The following is a 16782-nucleotide window of genomic DNA, read 5'->3' as shown; positions in this document are numbered from 1 at the left end:
CTGCGCGCCAGGACCAATCCGCCACGCGCTGGGATACGTGCCGCAGCTCCCCGCTGCCACCGCGTCGGTAGCGAACGTCCCCACCACCGGACCGGCAGTGAAGCCGGTCAATCCAGCCCTCCGTGCACTCATATCGCCTCGGGCGAGGTTCAGTCGTGTCCGTCGAAAAGTTTCTCAAGCAACGCGCGGTCAAGATCATCGTCAACGGCAGCTACACGTTGCCGAACTGGTACGATGCGCAGGGCAAATTGCGCACCTTCGCTTGCCGCACCACGCGCGTTTCGCCGTTCCGGATGATCGTGGACGTGCCCGTCGTCGGCAAGGTTGGCGACCGGCTGACTTCGTATTTCGAGGAGTTCGGCAAGTTCGACGGCTGCATCACCGAAACCATGAGCGGCAGCTTCCTGCTCGAGCTCGAGATGACGCATGCCATGCGTGAGAAGTTCGCCGACAAGCTGACCTGGATCGAGAAGAAGCAAAAGGATCCGAGCATCCGCGAGGCGCGCAACAACCCGCGTTTCGTTCCGGTCGCGCCGCATGCCATGTTGACGCTGGCGGACGGCACCATGCAGAGCTGCTTCATCATCGACATGTCGCTGTCCGGCGCGGCGGTCTCCTCCGAGGCGCAGCCGCCGATCGGCATGCCGCTGGCGATCGGCGCCTGCGTCGGCCGCGTGGTCCGGCATCTGCCGAACGGCTTCGCCATCAAGTTCGTCGAGAGCTACAAGCAGGGCGATCTCGGCCGCCTCATCGCGCGCAAATCCAAGGAGCTACAGCTGCTGTCTGCCGACGCGAACTCCGTTGCCTAGGGCGAGTACTCACAAATCTGGTGATCGCCACCTAGCATATGGCGATTTAAGTTGACGGCATTGCGCCCCAGTTCAGCGATTCCTTACCGCAACCCCGCCTCGGTCGATATTTTTCTCCGATCACGCGAAAAATTGCGATGCCGGCTCAGCGAACGCCGGCAACGATCACGCGCGCTCCCGCATCGGCGAGACGCTTGCACTGCTCCTCAGATGCGCCGACATCAGTCACCAGAGTCCAGCGCGGCGGCAGCGGCGCCCAGGCCATCTGTTCGGCGCGGCCGAGCTTGCTGGCGTCGGCGAGAACGATGACTTCCTTCGACTGCTGCATCATCAGCGACTTCAGTGCGACCTGTTCGAGATCCGCTTCGCACAGGCCACGGCCATTCACCACGCCGTCGGCGCTCATGACGGCGCGGTTCGCGGTCATGCGCCGCAGCGCTTCATTGGCGAGCGGCCCCACGGTGCTCATGCTGGTGGTGCGCAGCGCGCCGCCCAGCACCACAAGCTCTATGCTCGGAGCCTTGGCGAAGAAGGGCAGCAGCGCAAGATTGTTGGTGATGATGCGCAGCCGCCGATGCTGCAGCAGTCGGCCGAAGGCTGCGACCGTCGATCCGGCATCGAGAATCAGCGTGTCGCCGTCCTCGATCAGATCGATCGCCGCGCGCGCGATCGCCTGCTTCTGTTTGCCCTGAACCGCGAGGCGCTGCTCGAGCGTCGTCTCGTTCGCCTGGGCGGTGAGAATGGCGCCGCCATAGGTGCGGCGCACGGCATTGTTCCTGGAAAGATGCTGCAAGTCGCGCCGCACGGTGGAAGCGGAGACGTTGAAGCGCCGCGCGAGATCGTCGACATCGATCTCTCCCGCGTTCAGCGCTTCCAACAGACGAGTGTGACGCTCCTTGCTGCGCATCGACATCGAACCTCAGCCCCCGGATTCATTGCCATCAGCCGAGCTCGACCGTATCGGCTTCGCGGCACGGCCGATGGATACCACGATGCATCGGCCGCGCAATGTCAGCGCTTAACTCGCATCTCGCTCCTCATCCTGAGGAGCCCGCGCAGCCCCCTCAAGCCGCCTTCTTCGGCGCGAGATCGACCGCCTGCCGCAGCGCTTCGATCAGGCTGCGCTCGTCGGCGATGCCCTTGCCCGCGATGTCGAAGGCGGTCCCGTGATCGACCGAGGTGCGGATCACCGGCAGACCAACAGTGATGTTCACACCGGCTTCCAGCCCCAGCACCTTGATGGGTCCATGGCCCTGATCGTGATACATCGCGACCACCATGTCGTAGTCGCCGCGGCCGGCCAGAAAGAACAGCGTGTCGGCAGGCAAGGGGCCGTGCACGTCCCAGCCCTTGCGCTGACAGGCTTCCACAGCCGGCGCGATCTTCGCGGCTTCCTCGCCGCGACCGAACAACCCGTTCTCGCCGGCATGCGGATTGATGGCGCAGACGCCGATCTTCGGATTGGCGACGCCGGCGCGCACCAGCACGTCATGTCCGCGTGCGATGACACGCTCGACGAGGCCGGGCTCGATCTTCTCGATCGCATCGAGCAGGCCGATATGCGTGGTCACGTGAATGACGCGGAGTTTCGGCGACACCAGCATCATCGATACTTCCGGCGTGCCGGTCAGATGCGCCAGGAGCTCGGTATGGCCGGGATATTTGTGGCCGGCCGCATGCAGCGCTTCCTTGGAAAGCGGCGCGGTGCAGATGCCTTGCGCGAGCCCTGCCTGCACCACCTGCACGGCTTTCTCGATATAGCGATATGCCGCCTCACCTGCCGTCGCCGACACCTTGCCGAACGGCAGATCGTCCGGCACCAGCTTCAGGTCAACGCACTGCACGGCCTTCGACGCAAAATTCGCCTGCTTCGCGTCGCTCAACGCATCGACCTCAAGCGGCACGCCGACGATCTGACCGGCCTTGCGCAGACGGTTGGAGTCGCCGATCACCAGCGCATTGCAGATCGCCTGCACCTGAGGCTGCGCCAACGCCTTCATGATCACCTCGGGCCCGATACCGGCCGGATCTCCCATGGTGATCGCAATGATCGGACGAGTCATATGAAACTTCCTCTGGTTCGGACGGCGCGAAGCCGCTCGCTGATGCGGATGAGGCTGTTCTCGTCACCGAACGCGCCCGCTTTGGTGGCGATCGGAACAGACAATCGGCCAAGAGTAAGGCCGAGCGACACGCCCGGCTCGATTTCGTCGGCAAGACGGATGCCGTTGACGCCGAAGCGCGACAGCATCGCCGCGGCGGTTTCGCCGCCGGTCGCAGCGAAGGCGCCGATCGCGGGTGCGACGGCCTCAAGAGCGTCGGCGAGCCCCTTGGCGAGCTGCGGGCCGAGCGACATGTCGGGGTGATCATCCATCATGATCTCAACCAGTGTATCGCCGCCGCCGGCAAGTCGTTTCATCACGTCCGCGGCGAGCGCCGCCCGGCCGGCACCATCGTTGAGCAGCGTCTCCGGCGCGACCGGGAAATGCGCCACGGTGCCGGTCGCCTCCAGCTCGCGCGCGGCGGCACGAGATGCGCCGGCGAGCGAGCCCACCACGATCAGGGTGCCGGATGCGCTCGTCGGAATGCGCAGCGGCTCGACGGCATGGCTGACTTCGAGGCCGGCCAGCGCGTGCGCGAGGCCGGCGCTGCCGATGAAGAAGGTTGCGGGCGATGCATGCAGGCTCGCCTCCGCGATCAAACGCAGATCGTGTTCGGTCTCGGCGTCGCAGGCCGCGACCACGTCGCCCTCCCAGGCGAGCCTCGCGAACGTGGCTTTGAGATCGCCACCACGCACGGCAGCGAGCTTGACCTTCTCACCGCGAACGCCCGCGGTCGCGAGAACGTCGACAAGATCGGCATTCGGGTAGGTGTGGTCGCGGTGCCAGACCTCGGCCTCCTCGAGGGGGCGGCCTCTGACCAGGATACGCCCGTCGATGGTGGTGCGGCCGGTGGCCGGAAAGGCCGGCGCGAATACGCCAAAGGCCGGACCCGACCGTGACTTGAGATGCGCAAGCGCGGCGGCAGTCTCCGCTGCAGGTTGCCCCCGCAGCGTCGAGTCAATCTTCTTGAAAAGAATACGTCCGCCTTCGCAAAGGCGCGCCAGCACATCGGCATGGCGGGCTGCAGCGGCCCCGGCCGAAAGGCCTCGACTCGCGGCATCGTAGGCCAGGACGGGCAGCTGGTAGCCCGACGCGTCGGTCACCTCACCCCACGTCACCGCAGCCGCACGCCCCCTTCTGCCGAAGGCGATCGCACAGTCCGCGGCACCGGTGAGATCGTCAGCGACGATCAGCCAGCTTTGGCTTGACGCGTTTTCTTGACGCGAACCGGTATCCACTTCGCTCGAAAACGCTTTAGGGGCCATCTTCAGCGACCTGCTTCAGTGACTTTGCCTCAGTGACTTGCCTCAGTGACAACCGAGCGCGCCGCGGGGGTCACCTTGCCGGCAGAAGCCACGTTGTTCTCTTCTGCAGGCTCCTCGACGTCGCGACCAACAACGCGGGCTGTCCAGGCGGTGACGATCGGCACGAGGATTGCGGTAACCACGACGCAGGCCGCGACGAGGATAGTCGCAGGCCGCGCCGCGTCCGCATAGGCTGGATTCGCCGCGGCGACAATCGCCGGGACGGCCGCCGCATTACCGGCCGTCGAGGCCGCCGCAACACCCGCGACACCATTCCCGCCAGTGATGCGATCGGCGAGGAACAGCGGGATGCCGGTCACAACCACCACGGCCACTCCCATGCCGAGGCCGAGCAGGCCGGCCTGCCAAACCTTCGACAGATCGAGGCCGGCGCCGAGCGCGAAGGCGAAGAACGGGATCATCACAGGCACCGCGCGGCTCAGGAAGTCGCGCATCTCTCTGTCGAGATTGCCGATGATCATACCCACCACCAGAGGCAGGATAGCGCCCACGAGGGTCTGCCATGGAAATGCCGAGAGGCCGGCGACGCCCAAAGTGATCATGGTGAGGAAAGGACCACTCTCCAGCGACATGACGGTATAGGCGCCGACGTCACGCGGACGTCCATATTGGCCCATCAACGCCATATAGAGACCGCCATTGGTGTCGTTCATGGCGGCGACGATCGCGAGCGTCGAGACACCCGCGAACATGCCAGCTGCGACCGGCGTCTCTCCCAAAATGCGGCCGAAGATCAGGCCGAGGACAACGGCCACGCCAACCTTCACGATCAGCAAGGTGCCGCCCTTCTTCACAATGTAGGGGGTCGCGCGGAAGTCGATGCTCGCGCCCATGCAAACGTAGAACACGGCGAGAATTGTCAGCGCGCCAGAGAGCAGTGCGCCGGTGAAGGAGCCAAAAAACTTCGGGGTATCGGGAAAGAAGGTGGCAATAAGCGCCCCGACCAACAGAGGGACCACCATCATCCCGCCCGGCACGCTCTCGATCGCCCGCTTAATTGGAACCTGCATTTCTGTTGTCCTCCCGCACCGCGCACTTCCGATCATTTTGCGCGTTTTGCTATGAAAACGAGCAAACGCCGGCCGTATATGCTCATATCACGCAGTATGCAAGACTTATTGCGCATTTTGCGCAAAACGGACTCGATCATTCGCTCCGTCAGATGCGATTGATTTTGCTCGCGGGAGAATGCCAGGGAATTGGGTCATGAGAGGTTGGGCATGGTGCTCATCGCGCAGATGCTCGAAACGCTTACTCGGGGCAACACCCACCGAAGCCCCGACCGTCGCATGCTTCGGCCGCAAGGGTGCCCGGCCGGGCCCTCGCCTGCAGGCGGGACACCGCCTCGGCCAGCGGAACGTCGGCCTGTAAATCGTCGCGCGCGCGCGGGCTTACCCGGACGTGGCGAATGCCGCAGTTGGGTCAAAAGGGCCGCGAGTCCGCTTTAAGTCTCGAACGCGGACAGGATTTATGAGCACGCACCCTAGTCTGCGGCCGCGCGTCAGATTCGCGCATTACGTCAGCTGCTCCGGATCATCGGCCGCGCGCATGCGCGCGATACTGTCTTCCGTCGCCGCGCTACCGGCCGCCGCGATCGCGATCTCCCGCGCCAAATTGGTGCATTCGGCCCACAACAGGAAGAACACCAGCGGTGGCCGTTCGCGCGCTTCCAGCAGTTGCCGGCAGCGCTCGGCCGCGCCGTCGATCGCCCACCACTGTTGGGCGACCACCATGACCCTGCGGAAGCTCCGCAACGTGCCGGAAAATTTTTGCGGATCGGCACCCACGAGGGCGCCGCAATGGTTCAGCCAGTTCAGGCCAGCGTAGATCGCAATCCCGTAGTCCTCGATCGCGGTGCCGGTGAAATCGACGACGGTCTTGTCGTGCGCGCGCTGGCGCAGGAAAGCATCGATCATCTCCGCCTGGCGGGCCGGATCGACCAGCAGCGAGATGTCCTGCCGCGGCACCATCGGGACATAGCGCATCGCTTCAAGCCGCGTGTGCTCCCAGATCGCACCGATGTCGCCGAGCAGATCGCCGGACTTGCGTTTGCAGGCCGGATAGACCAGCACGCCATTGTCGGCGAGATCGAGATAGCGCGGGACCACCTTGTCGAGCGCGGCGAGAAACGCCGCCGGATCGCTGAGGCCGCGCAAATCGCTGGCGGCGTCCTCCGCTTGTGCAGGCTTGTTGCCGCGTGTCCAGCCGAAATTGGCCATCCCCGGACGCCCTGATCTCAACCCGGCCATCAGGTTAGTTGGAAAATGCGGCGAAGCAAATGCGGCATTTGCTGCTGCGCCGCCGTGCGTGCCCGCCGCTGCCGGTTGACGCGAGAGACCGCCGCGCCTAGCTGATGGTTAATGGCGCGCAACGCAGGTTGTTGCCGCTTTCGGGACCTATCGCCATGACCACTTCTGATCGGCAATCGCATTGGCAGACCGTCTATCTGACCAAGGGCGAGCAGCAGGTGAGCTGGTCGCAGGCCGATCCGCAGCCATCGCTGCACCTGATCGAATCGGTTGCGTCCGGCCGCGACGCCTCGATCGTCGACGTCGGCAGCGGAGCTTCGCGGCTTGTCGATGCGCTGCTGGCGAGCGGCTTTCATGATGTGACCCTGCTCGATCTCTCCGAAGCGGCGCTGGCGAGCGCGCGGGAGCGGATCGGCGCAGCAGGTGACGCGGTGCACTGGATCGTAGGTGACGCAACGGACTGGCAGCCGCAGCAGGCCTTCGACATCTGGCACGATCGTGCGGCATTTCACTTCCTGGTCGAGGAACCAGACCGCGCGGCCTATCTCGACCGGCTGCATCGCGGCGTGAAAGCAGGCGGGCACGCCGTGATCGGCACCTTCGCGCTGGACGGCCCGGAGAAGTGCAGCGGCCTGCCGGTGCAGCGCTATGATCCGACGACGCTCAGCAAGACCATTGGTCCGGCATTCGAGTTGATCGCGCATGAGGCGCACCGGCACGTCACGCCCTGGGGCGCGACGCAGTCGTTCCAGTTCAGTGTGCTGCGGCGCAAGTGACCGGCCGCGGAGGGAGAAGAGGTGAGATGACGGACGCGCCACGGACGATCGGCGAGATCGCGAGCTACCACGCCCATGTCTATTACGACCCCGCGACCAACCGGGGCGAGGCGGAACGGCTGCGCAACTGGATCGGCGAGCGCTTCCTGGTCACGCTCGGACGGTGGCACGACGTCAAGGTCGGCCCGCATGATCAGGCGATGTATCAGGTGGCGTTTGCGGCCGAGCTGTTTCCGACCCTGGTGCCGTGGCTGATGCTGAACCATGGCAGCCTGAGCATTCTGGTCCATCCCAACACCACCAATCCGCGCCGCGACCACCACGACGATCCGCTCTGGATCGGCGCGCCGCTCGCCGTCCATGCCGACAAGCTGCCCGAGGAGGCCGAGATGGAGCAGGCGCCGGCGCCGAACACGTCGCCGACATTGCACCCGTGAGCGTCCTCCGGGTTGGCCGCAGGGCAATCGCATATGACCCTTCGGCGGCTGTGGAAGTAACTCGGCCTCGTGGTTCGAGACGCGCCGCAAGCGGCGCTCCTCACCATGAGGGTCTACTATTGTGCCGCAAACAAAATCCTGAGGAGCCCGCCGAAGGCGGGCGTCTCGAAGGATGCGAGGACGCTGCCCGACAGATTTCTTTCCATATGCGATTGCCCTGAGGTTATCCGGAATGGGTAAAGTTTGACGCAATTGTGCTGCAGCCGAGTCGTTTCAAACTCATCGCGTTTTGCAACGTGAGGTTAAGTCACGGTTCCTACGCTTACCCGATGAATTTGAGGGTCGGGCGCATTGGGCATGTTTTTTTCGTTTCGAAGCTGGTCATTGTGGCGGGTGGTTGGACCTCTGCTGGCCATCGTGCTGCTGCTGGGCGGCCTGTCTGCCGGCAGCCTGCAGGTGATGTCTGCCGTCAGGGCCTATGTGGCCGGCGAAAGCATGTGGTCGAAGGGGTAGAAGGACGCCATCCACTACCTGCAGACCTATGTCAGCACCGGCGCGCCGCTCTATCTGCAGAAGTTCGATGCCGCGATCGCGGTGCCGCTGGCCGATCGCACGGCGCGGCGCGCCCTGGAATCGCCAGGCAACAATGACGCCGTGGCGAGGGCCGGCTTCGCCAGGGCAGGCAATCATGATGACGACATCGGCGGCCTGATCTGGCTGTTCAAATATTTCCGCAAGATGCACCACGTGGCCGGCGCGGTGACGGCATGGCGCAATTCGGATGCGTTGCTCGATCAGCTGATTGAAATCCGGAACGAGGCCGCGAATGACGTCGCGCTGCACGATCCGTCGGCTGCGACCATCAGGCACTGGGCCGAGCGGATCGGTACGGTCGATGCCGCGCTGAGCACGCTCGCCGTCGATTTCTCCGATCATCTGGGCAAGGCGTCGCGCCAGGTCTCCGCGCTGCTGCTGCTGGTCAACCTCGTGATCACGGCTTGCCTTGCCGGCATCGTGCTGGTCCACACGCGGCGGATGCTGTGGCGGCGCTGGCTCGCCGAGACCGCGCTCGCGGTCGAGAAGGAGCGCGCCCAGCTTACGCTGGCATCGATCGGCGATGCCGTCATCGTGACGACGCAGGACGATCGGGTCGACTACATGAATGCCGCCGCAGAGCGGCTCATCGCGGCAGGGCAGGAGGTGACGGGACGGCCGCTGGCGTCGCTGTTCAACATTGCCGAGCAGCCGGTGCGCGGATCGTTCGACGCCGACGACAACCGGCCGCAGCTACTGGTGCGGCCGGACCATTCCAGCGTGCCGGTCTCGGTGGTCGAGACCCCGATCGTGCATGCCGGAGAACCGGCGGGCCGCGTCATGATCATTCACGACATGACCGCCGAACGGCGGCTGGTCGAGGAATTGGCGTGGGCTGCCTCGCATGACGCGCTCACCGGCCTTGCCAACCGGCGGCAGTTCGAGTTCGAACTGCACAAGGCGATGTTGGGCTCGCCGGCCATGGGCGCCGACCTGATGCTGATCGATCTTGATCAGTTCAAGATCGTCAACGACACCTGCGGCCACATGGCGGGCGACCGGTTGCTGAAGCAGGTGGCGAGGCTGCTCGCGGCCGAAGTCGGCGGCAGCGGCCTTGTCGCGCGTCTTGGCGGCGACGAGTTCGGTATTCTGCTGCGTGACGACGGTTCCGCGACGCACGACGTCGCTGCCGACGTTGCGGAGCGGATCAGGGCGGTGATCGAGCAGTCGAACTTCGTTTATGAGGGGTCGAGCTTCCGGATCAGCACGAGCATCGGCCTGGTCGGGCTGGCCGACAGCGCCGGCGTGCAGGACGCGTTGCGGCTTGCCGACGTCGCCTGTTTCCTTGCCAAGGACAAGGGACGCAACCGCGTCCAGGAGCACCGTCCGTCCGACACCGGCATGGCCGTGCGCGTTGCCGAGATGAGCTGGGTCAATCGCATTCGCAAGGGATTGGACGAGGAGCGCTTCTGCCTCTACGAGCAGGAGATCCGCCCGGTGAACGGCGCGCTGAAAGGCAACGACCGGCGCGAGCTCTTGCTGCGCCTGCGCGACGAGAGCGGCGCGCTGGTGCCGCCCGGCAGTTTCCTGCCCGCCGCCGAACGCTACGGGCTGATGCCGCTGATCGACCGCTGGGTGGTTCGCCGCGCCTTCGAGATCATCGCCGAGCGCAAGCACCAGCCGCGCAAGATTGCCAGCTACGCCATCAACCTGTCCGGCGCCACCATCGGCGACAGCGACTTCGTCGACTTCGTCGCCGAGCTGTTCGCACAGCTTGACGTTTCGCCGGCATCGGTGTGTTTCGAGATCACCGAGACCAGCGCAATCTCGAACCTCGACGAGGCGCAGAAGTTCATCGCGCGGCTGCGCGAGATCGGCTGCAGCTTCTCGCTCGACGATTTCGGCACCGGCATGTCCTCGATCGCCTATCTGAAGCACCTGCCGGTCGACATCATCAAGATCGACGGTTCGTTCGTGAAGGAGATCCTGAACAGCAACGTCGATCGGGCGATGGTCGAGATGATCACCAAGACCGCGAAGATCATGCAGAAGCAGGTGGTCGCGGAATTCGTCGAGAACCTCGCGATCCTGGACGAACTGCGCCAGATCGGGGTCGACTACGCCCAGGGTTACGCCATCGGGAAGCCGGTCCCGGTGCTCACCCTCTGGGAAGAAAAGATCGCCTGAGTCGCCGAAATCGTCCCGAATCGGGACCTTTTCGGTCAATTCGGCCCGCCGAAGGCTGATTCTCTGGCACTTTCAATCCGAAAAACGTTTAAAAAACCTCTCGTTGTCCGTTTTGTCTCGATTATGCCTTACTCTAATTCCCTGATATGATGAGTGATCGGTGAATCCCGGTGGGCCGGGTAACAGGCCCCAGAGCACCGAACTTGGGGATTGATGGGTCAACGAACGACGAAACCTGCCCGGCGTAAGTCGAGCCGCGGCATGTCTCTGGTGGGCAGCACGGCGTTTGCCGTGAGCGCGCTTGCCCTGTCGTCTGGCCTTGCCGCCTGGATGGTCGGCATCGACCCCACCGCATGGCTTCACGGTCCGGCGCTCGCCAACACCACCGCTTCGCTGAACTTCGACGATCGCTTCGGCTCTCGCTCCACGATCAATTCGGCCTCACTCTATTATCCACTGCGCCGCGGGTTCCGTTCGAGCCGCGGTGATTTCAATTCCGAGTTCGGCCAGATCGAGGACGCGCTGGCCGGCCAGCTGCGCGACACGCAGACCGAACTGCCGACCAGCCAGTCGGCGACGGCGTCCGTCGCTGCCACGACCACAGTGACGACGTCCTCCGTGCCGATGCCGCGGTCGCGGCCGGCCGAGGCCAATCTGCTTGCACGTAACGATCAGCCGCCGCCGCCACAGCCGCCGGTGCAGCAGGGCGACAACCGGACGTTCCTGCAGAAGATTGCCGACATGATGCCGGGCAAGATGCAGCTGGCCTCGCTCGATCCGAATGACGGATTGTTGTCCGGTCCGAGCCCCGATCTCGGCAAGCTCGGTTATGACAACACCACGGCCGTCTACGACATCACCGGCCGCATCGTATACATGCCCGACGGTACCAAGTTCGAGGCGCATTCAGGCCTCGGCAATCTGCTCGACGATCCCGCGCATGTGACTGCCCGCAACGCCGGTGCGACGCCGCCCGGCATCTATGAGATGAAGCCGCGCGAGAAGCTGTTCCACGGCGTGCCCGCGCTGCGCATGACCCCGGTCGACGGCAGCGACACCTTCGGGCGCGTCGGCCTTTTGGTCCACAGCTACATGCTCGGGCCGAACGGCGACTCCAACGGCTGCATCTCGGTCAAGCACTACGACAAGTTCCTGCAGGCCTACCGCAGCGGCACGGTCAAGCGCATCGCCGTCGTCATCAACATCAAGGATGTCCAGTCGGCCTCGACCCGCGCGGCGTCGAACTCGTAAGCCGACCGCCGGCGCCTTCAGTCCGTCAAGCTTCAATGCGTCTCATCGCCTCCGGCGCGAAACGCGCCGGGCGCTGCGCCATAGGCGCGGCGGAACGCGCGGGCAAAACTCTCGTGGCTCTTGAATCCCACGCGCAGCGCGATCTCGCCGATCGGAAGATCGGTCAATCGGGGGTCGCGAAGCTGGTTGAGGCTGTGGCGGAGCCGCGCTTCGCGGACATGCGCCGCGAGGGTCGTTCCGGCATCGGCGAGCACGGCAAACAAATGGCTGCGCGAAATGTTCAGGTGCCGGCAGATGTATTTCGCGGACAGTTGCGGATTGTGCAGTTCGTCCAGGATGAAGGTCTGGATCTGCCGCAGCATCGCCTCGCGCGGTGACGACGATCCGGCCGTCGGCACGCCGATGGTGGTCGCCCGCACCAGCGGGCCTTCGAGCTGGCTTGCGGCGAGGTCGTCGACCAGCGCGAAATCGTCGGGGATATCGCGCAGCGCGCCAAGATAGGCGGAGGCGAGACGGCCCGCGCCGCGTCCGGCGATGACGTTCGGCGGCCGGCCAGACATTTGCTGCAGATGCCGCCGCAGCCGCGCGCCGGGAATCGTGGCGCAGACCAGATCGCAGCCCTGCTCGAACCGCATCGCGAAGGGCTCGTTGGTGTCGAGCAGCACGATGTCGCCGGGCCGCGCCAGCGTCCTTTGCCCATGCTGCTCGACCACGGCGTCGCCCGTGATCTGCAGATTGGCGAAGAACGATCCGTCCTGGAAGCTGCCGATTCCCTTCCGCGTACGGTGGATGGCGTTGGGCACGGACTGCACCCGCGACAACGGCAGCGCGGGGCTGCCAATGCTGGTGATCGCGCCGTCGAAATCGCCGGGCGAGATCTTCTCCGGCTCGAGCGGCAGATAGGTCTGCAGCACCGCTTCGCGCCAATAGGCGAAACGGTCTGCCGGTGCGACATCATGCATATTCCAGGAAGCGCCCATGTTCGCGTGCCGAAGTTTGCCTGCCAAGCCGGAAGCCGGCGACGAGCTTACAATCAATTGCCGTGCCAGTCAGGCGGACATTTTGCCAAACCGGCGTGGACCGGGCGTCAATGACTTCGGCGGCCCGGCGCCTCACCTTCGGACATTCGACCCGCTGGAGGAGAGACGACCATGCCGATCGATTTCACCCTGACCGCAGAACAACGCGAGCTGCAGATGTCCGCCCGGAGCTTTGCGCGGACCGTGCTTTCGGGCGTCGCCGACGCAACCCGCCATCTCGCCACGCCCGCGGAGCGCTTTGCGGCGACCAGGCCGTTCTACGAACAGGTGGTCAAGGCCGGCTTCCTGCGCCGGATGATCCCAGCGCCGCTCGGCGGCGAGGGCACCGGTGTGTTCGACATGGCCGTCGTCGCCGAGGAGTTTCAGGCCGTCGATGTCAACGTCTCGCTGACGCTGTTCGGCTCGCTGCTCGGCCTGATGCCGGTGATGCTGGCGGGCTCGCCGGCGCAGCAGAGGACATTCATCGCACCGTTCCTCGAACGTGCCGGCACGCCGCTTGCCGCCTTCGCCTTCAGCGAGCCGGGCGGGAGCGCGAACTTTGCCTCGCCGTTGCCGGGAACCGGCTTGCGGACAGCAGCGCGCCTCGATGGCGAGGAATGGGTCATCACCGGCGCCAAGCAATGGGTGTCGAGCGCGACCGGCTGGGACGGCAACGGCGCCGACCTGATCTGCGTGGTCTGCCGCACCGATCCCACGGCTGCGCCCGACAGCGCGATCTCCGTGATCGCGGTGCCGCGGTCCGCCGGCGGCATCAAGGGCATCGTGCTCGAACGCGTCGCCGACCTGATGGGCCATCGCGCTCATCTGACGCCGCGCTTTCGGCTAGAGCAGGTGCGGACGGCCATGGACAATGTCCTTGGCCGCGCCGGCGGCGGGCTCGAACTGGTGGAGATGAGTTTTGCGGGCACCGCCGCGCTGGTCGGCGTGTTCGGCGTCGCGCTGATGCGCGCTGCCTTCGACTATGCGCTGAACTTCGCCCGGACCGAGCATCGCGGCGGCGCGGCACCGATCATCGAGCACCAGGCAGTCGGCTACGCGCTGGCCGATGCCAAGATGGCGATCGAGGCGGCGCGCTATTTGAGCTGGAAGGCCTGTCACGCCATGGACAGCAATGCGCCCGGTGCCTTCGAGCTCGCACTACACGCCAAGGTGTTCGGATCGGAGACCGCGGTGAAAGTGATCACCGATCTGATGCGTGTGGTCGGCATCGAGAGCTACGACCACCAATGTCCGCTCGCCGGCCTGCTCCAGGACGCGATGGCCTATCCCCTGTTCGACGGCGGCAACATGGGTGTGCGCCGCCGCCAGCTTCATGCGCTCCTGAAGAGCCCGGGTTACGACCCGCTGACCGCGTCGGGTGCGGCCTAGAGCTTTTCCCGTTCCGATGGAATCGGAACGGGGCTCTAGATTCTTTGACGCGATTTCTTCACGCGAACCGGTATCCACTTCGTTCGAAAACGCTCTAGCCGATCTCTTTCCTGACCGTCGCGGCGGCGTCGCACATCGCCTTCAGTTTTCCGAACGCAACGTGCCGCGGCATGTATTTCATGCCGCAGTCCGGCGCGACCACCAGCCGTTCCGCCGGCACATGCTTCAGGCCGTTGCGAATGCGATCGGCGACGACGGCGGCAGGTTCGATCTCGGGATTGCCGAGGTCGAGCACGCCGAGCATGATCTTCTTCGAGGAGAGATCCCTGAGCACGCCGAGATCGAGCTTCGGCTGTGCCGCCTCGATCGAAATCTGGTCGGCGATGGTGTCGTCGAGCTCGGCAAGGAACGAATAGCCGGCCGGCTTGGTCGAGCCCGGCACCACCGCGGCATAACCGAAGCAGAGATGCACCACGGTCGGGATGCTGATGCCTTGCAGCGCGCGATTGATCGCCTTCACCGCATAGCGCTTGGCGAGATCCGGATTGTTGCGCACCCAGGGCTCGTCGAGCTGGATGACGTCGGCGCCGGCCTTCTCGAGGTCGCGGGCCTCGGCATTGACGGCCTCGGCGAAGGCCATCGCGAGCTCCTCGTCGTCCTTGTAGAATTCGTTCCTGGCCTGCTGGCTCATCGTGAACGGGCCGGGCAGGGTGATCTTGGCGGCACGGTCGGTGTTCCTGCGCAGGAATTGCATGTCGTGCAGCTCGACCGGTCCCTTGCGCTTCACCGGACCGACCACGCGCGGCACCGGCGTCTGCGTGTTGCCGGTGCGTGCCGTGATCATTGCGGGATTGTCGGCATCGATGCCCTCGAGGGCGGTGGCGAACCGGTTCGAGTAGCTCTCGCGGCGGATTTCGCCATCGGTCACGATGTCGATGCCGGCGCGCTCCATGTCCCGGATCGCCACGACGGTCGCGTCGTCCTGCGCTTCCTCGAGATGCTCGGCCGGCAGCCGCCACATCGCGTGCATGCGGGTGCGCGGCACCGACTTCGACAGCATGGCGCGATCGACCAGCCATTCCGGCTGCGGATAGCTGCCGACGACGGTGGTCGGCAGCAGATGCCTGGGCAGGTTCATGATGTCCTCCTTCTTGTCGTTGTGCGGCCGGATCAAGCCGCGCGCGTTGCGCTTGCCGCGGTTTCGTCTTTCACAGGATTGCGCAGCACGCCGATGCCGGTAACCTCGACCTCGACGACGTCGCCATCCTTCATCCACAGCGGCGGCGTGCGGTAGGCGCCGACCCCGCCGGTGGTGCCGGTGACGATGACGTCGCCCGGCACCAGCTCGGTGAAGGTCGAGCAATAGGCGATCAGGGTCGCGACGTCGAATACCAGGTCCGAGATCGGCGCGGTCTGCACCTCGACACCATTGAGGCGGGTCGCGATGTGCTGCTTGCTGATATCGGGGAGCTCGTCGGTCGTCACCATCCACGGGCCGAAGCCGCCGGTGCCGACGAAATTCTTGCCGGGCGCGAATTGCGAGGTGTGACGCTGCCAATCGCGGATGCTGCCGTCATTGTAGCAGGCATAGCCCGCGACATGGCCGAGCGCAGCCTCGCGCGGGATGCGGCGACCGGCCTTGCCGATGATGACGGCCATTTCGCCCTCATAGTCGAAGCGCTCGGATTCCAGCGGCCGGATCATCGGCTGGCCGGCGCCGACCTGGCTGTTGGCGAAACGGGTGAAGATCATCGGGTGCGGCGGCGTCGGATGGCCGCTCTCGGCGAGATGCGTCGCATAGTTGACGCCGATGCAGAAGATCTTGTCGGGATCGGGCACGGTCGGCAGCAACTCGAGATCCCTCAGCGCGTGATCGGCACGCTCGCCCTGCAGCGTCTTCAGTTCATCCAGCGAACCCGTCGTCAGCAGCGCCTTCAGCGTCGGGTACGCCTTCAGCCGCTTGCCGGCGTCGATCACGCCCGCATCGGTCACGATGCCGTAGCTCGCGGTACCCGCCGCCTTGAAACTTGCGATCTTCATGGTCTCTCACTCTCTTCGATGGAGGAAACATAGGTCTGGATGGGAAGTGCGACGTCGCCGTTGCGGATCGGCACGCATGGCGGCGGAAAGTCCTGACGGAAGTGGGCGCCGATCGCCTCGACGCGATCGAGGAACCGATCGAGATGCATCATCGCGCCGGTCGGCAGGTCATGCAGCACCAACAGCGTCCATGGCTGCGCGCGGCATTGCGCGAGCGCGCGCTCGGTCCAGCCGTCGGGATCGTCCCAGTCGTGCGGGATCGCGTTCCAGAGCACGCAGCTGTGCTTGTTGTGCACGAGATAATCGACCACCGACGGCTTCAGCAGCCGGCCGTCCAGATTGCCGCCGCCGCCGAACGGCCGGAACCAGCGGTCGGGATGGGCGAGCTCGCCGATCGCGGCCTGGGTCCGGCCGATCTCCTGCTGTGCCGTGTCAGCGCCGGGCTGCTCGCCGAGCGGCGTGCTGTGCGTATAGGTGTGATTGCCGATCCAGTGGCCTTCGTCACGCGCGCGGACGGCGAGGCGACGGCGCGCGGGGTCGGCGAGCTTCTCGCCGATCACGAAGAACGTGGTCCTGATGCCGCGCTCGCCGAGGATGTCGAGCACAAGCGGGGTGACATCGGGCTCCGGTCCATTGTCGAACGTCAAGGTGAGGTCGAACACGT

16 protein-coding genes are annotated in these 16782 nt (G+C 65.1%); 7 read left to right on the top strand and 9 right to left on the bottom strand.

What is annotated here, in order from left to right:
* The first annotated feature begins 155 nt into the window (after positions 1-155).
* Entirely contained in the window at positions 156-809 is a 654-nt protein-coding gene (locus AC1VNY_RS15925; protein WP_482405865.1) for a PilZ domain-containing protein, read from the top strand.
* Positions 810-954: 145 nt separating this feature from the next.
* Here AC1VNY_RS15925 and AC1VNY_RS15920 read toward each other — a convergent pair whose 3' ends face one another.
* From AC1VNY_RS15920 to AC1VNY_RS15900, 5 genes are all read right to left on the bottom strand, one after another.
* A complete protein-coding gene (locus AC1VNY_RS15920) occupies positions 955-1722 on the bottom strand; it encodes a DeoR/GlpR family DNA-binding transcription regulator (protein WP_482405864.1) in 768 nt (255 codons plus the stop codon).
* Between the two features lie 151 nt (positions 1723-1873).
* Positions 1874-2872: a 4-hydroxythreonine-4-phosphate dehydrogenase PdxA gene (gene pdxA, locus AC1VNY_RS15915; protein ID WP_461195590.1), complete on the bottom strand. Its 999-nt coding sequence runs from the start codon at positions 2870-2872 to the stop codon at positions 1874-1876.
* On the bottom strand, positions 2869-4176 hold the full coding sequence (locus AC1VNY_RS15910; RefSeq protein WP_092090552.1) for a four-carbon acid sugar kinase family protein: 1308 nt from the start codon (positions 4174-4176) through the stop codon (positions 2869-2871). Before AC1VNY_RS15910 ends, pdxA begins: the two co-directional genes overlap by 4 nt.
* Before the next feature lie 29 nt (positions 4177-4205).
* On the bottom strand, positions 4206-5246 hold the full coding sequence (locus AC1VNY_RS15905; protein WP_482405863.1) for a 2-keto-3-deoxygluconate permease: 1041 nt from the start codon (positions 5244-5246) through the stop codon (positions 4206-4208).
* Between the two features lie 504 nt (positions 5247-5750).
* Complete coding sequence (locus AC1VNY_RS15900; protein WP_482405862.1) at positions 5751-6455, bottom strand: hypothetical protein; 705 nt, start codon at positions 6453-6455, stop codon at positions 5751-5753.
* Between the two features lie 185 nt (positions 6456-6640).
* Between AC1VNY_RS15900 and AC1VNY_RS15895 the strand changes: the two genes are divergently transcribed.
* From AC1VNY_RS15895 to AC1VNY_RS15875, 5 genes are all read left to right on the top strand, one after another.
* Positions 6641-7261: a class I SAM-dependent methyltransferase gene (locus AC1VNY_RS15895; RefSeq protein ID WP_482405861.1), complete on the top strand. Its 621-nt coding sequence runs from the start codon at positions 6641-6643 to the stop codon at positions 7259-7261.
* Positions 7262-7287: 26 nt separating this feature from the next.
* Positions 7288-7698: a DOPA 4,5-dioxygenase family protein gene (locus AC1VNY_RS15890; protein WP_482405860.1), complete on the top strand. Its 411-nt coding sequence runs from the start codon at positions 7288-7290 to the stop codon at positions 7696-7698.
* A gap of 357 nt (positions 7699-8055) precedes the next feature.
* Positions 8056-8211: a hypothetical protein gene (locus AC1VNY_RS15885; RefSeq protein WP_482405859.1), complete on the top strand. Its 156-nt coding sequence runs from the start codon at positions 8056-8058 to the stop codon at positions 8209-8211.
* A gap of 81 nt (positions 8212-8292) precedes the next feature.
* Complete coding sequence (locus AC1VNY_RS15880; RefSeq protein WP_482405858.1) at positions 8293-10419, top strand: putative bifunctional diguanylate cyclase/phosphodiesterase; 2127 nt, start codon at positions 8293-8295, stop codon at positions 10417-10419.
* 261 nt (positions 10420-10680) lie between these two features.
* Complete coding sequence (locus AC1VNY_RS15875; protein ID WP_482405857.1) at positions 10681-11670, top strand: DUF2778 domain-containing protein; 990 nt, start codon at positions 10681-10683, stop codon at positions 11668-11670.
* A gap of 32 nt (positions 11671-11702) precedes the next feature.
* Here the strand turns inward: AC1VNY_RS15875 and AC1VNY_RS15870 are convergent, their stop codons facing one another.
* Complete coding sequence (locus tag AC1VNY_RS15870) at positions 11703-12632, bottom strand: helix-turn-helix domain-containing protein (protein WP_482405856.1); 930 nt, start codon at positions 12630-12632, stop codon at positions 11703-11705.
* 189 nt (positions 12633-12821) lie between these two features.
* Here AC1VNY_RS15870 and AC1VNY_RS15865 point away from each other — a divergent pair, with 189 nt between their 5' ends.
* The gene (locus AC1VNY_RS15865) at positions 12822-14078 is read left to right on the top strand and encodes an acyl-CoA dehydrogenase family protein (protein ID WP_482405855.1); all 1257 of its coding nucleotides are present in this window, start codon (positions 12822-12824) and stop codon (positions 14076-14078) included.
* Between the two features lie 94 nt (positions 14079-14172).
* On the opposite strand, the gene AC1VNY_RS15860 is transcribed toward AC1VNY_RS15865, so the two are convergent.
* Genes AC1VNY_RS15860 through AC1VNY_RS15850 form a run of 3 tightly spaced genes read right to left on the bottom strand, consistent with a single transcriptional unit; the run spans position 14173 to position 16780 of the window.
* Positions 14173-15216, bottom strand: coding sequence for a 5-methyltetrahydropteroyltriglutamate--homocysteine methyltransferase (locus tag AC1VNY_RS15860; RefSeq protein ID WP_482405854.1), 1044 nt, complete (start codon positions 15214-15216; stop codon positions 14173-14175).
* 32 nt (positions 15217-15248) lie between these two features.
* Complete coding sequence (locus tag AC1VNY_RS15855; RefSeq protein WP_482405853.1) at positions 15249-16118, bottom strand: fumarylacetoacetate hydrolase family protein; 870 nt, start codon at positions 16116-16118, stop codon at positions 15249-15251.
* The gene (locus tag AC1VNY_RS15850; protein ID WP_482405852.1) at positions 16115-16780 is read right to left on the bottom strand and encodes a polysaccharide deacetylase family protein; all 666 of its coding nucleotides are present in this window, start codon (positions 16778-16780) and stop codon (positions 16115-16117) included. The genes AC1VNY_RS15855 and AC1VNY_RS15850 overlap by 4 nt, the downstream gene beginning before the upstream one ends.
* Positions 16781-16782 lie beyond the last annotated feature (2 nt).

The sequence above is a fragment of the Bradyrhizobium ferriligni genome (assembly GCF_056837965.1).
Note: the sequence above shows the minus strand (reverse complement) of the source record. Positions and strands in the feature narration are given on the sequence as shown.

Coding starts and splice junctions, on each gene's coding strand:
- AC1VNY_RS15920 (WP_482405864.1), bottom strand. CDS start 1,722: ATGTCGATGCGCAGCAAGGAGCGTCACACTCGTCTGTTGGAAGCGCTG.
- pdxA (WP_461195590.1), bottom strand. CDS start 2,872: ATGACTCGTCCGATCATTGCGATCACCATGGGAGATCCGGCCGGTATC.
- AC1VNY_RS15910 (WP_092090552.1), bottom strand. CDS start 4,176: ATGGCCCCTAAAGCGTTTTCGAGCGAAGTGGATACCGGTTCGCGTCAA.
- AC1VNY_RS15905 (WP_482405863.1), bottom strand. CDS start 5,246: ATGCAGGTTCCAATTAAGCGGGCGATCGAGAGCGTGCCGGGCGGGATG.
- AC1VNY_RS15900 (WP_482405862.1), bottom strand. CDS start 6,455: ATGGCCAATTTCGGCTGGACACGCGGCAACAAGCCTGCACAAGCGGAG.
- AC1VNY_RS15895 (WP_482405861.1), top strand. CDS start 6,641: ATGACCACTTCTGATCGGCAATCGCATTGGCAGACCGTCTATCTGACC.
- AC1VNY_RS15890 (WP_482405860.1), top strand. CDS start 7,288: ATGACGGACGCGCCACGGACGATCGGCGAGATCGCGAGCTACCACGCC.
- AC1VNY_RS15885 (WP_482405859.1), top strand. CDS start 8,056: ATGTTTTTTTCGTTTCGAAGCTGGTCATTGTGGCGGGTGGTTGGACCT.
- AC1VNY_RS15875 (WP_482405857.1), top strand. CDS start 10,681: ATGTCTCTGGTGGGCAGCACGGCGTTTGCCGTGAGCGCGCTTGCCCTG.
- AC1VNY_RS15870 (WP_482405856.1), bottom strand. CDS start 12,632: ATGCATGATGTCGCACCGGCAGACCGTTTCGCCTATTGGCGCGAAGCG.
- AC1VNY_RS15865 (WP_482405855.1), top strand. CDS start 12,822: ATGCCGATCGATTTCACCCTGACCGCAGAACAACGCGAGCTGCAGATG.
- AC1VNY_RS15860 (WP_482405854.1), bottom strand. CDS start 15,216: ATGAACCTGCCCAGGCATCTGCTGCCGACCACCGTCGTCGGCAGCTAT.
- AC1VNY_RS15855 (WP_482405853.1), bottom strand. CDS start 16,118: ATGAAGATCGCAAGTTTCAAGGCGGCGGGTACCGCGAGCTACGGCATC.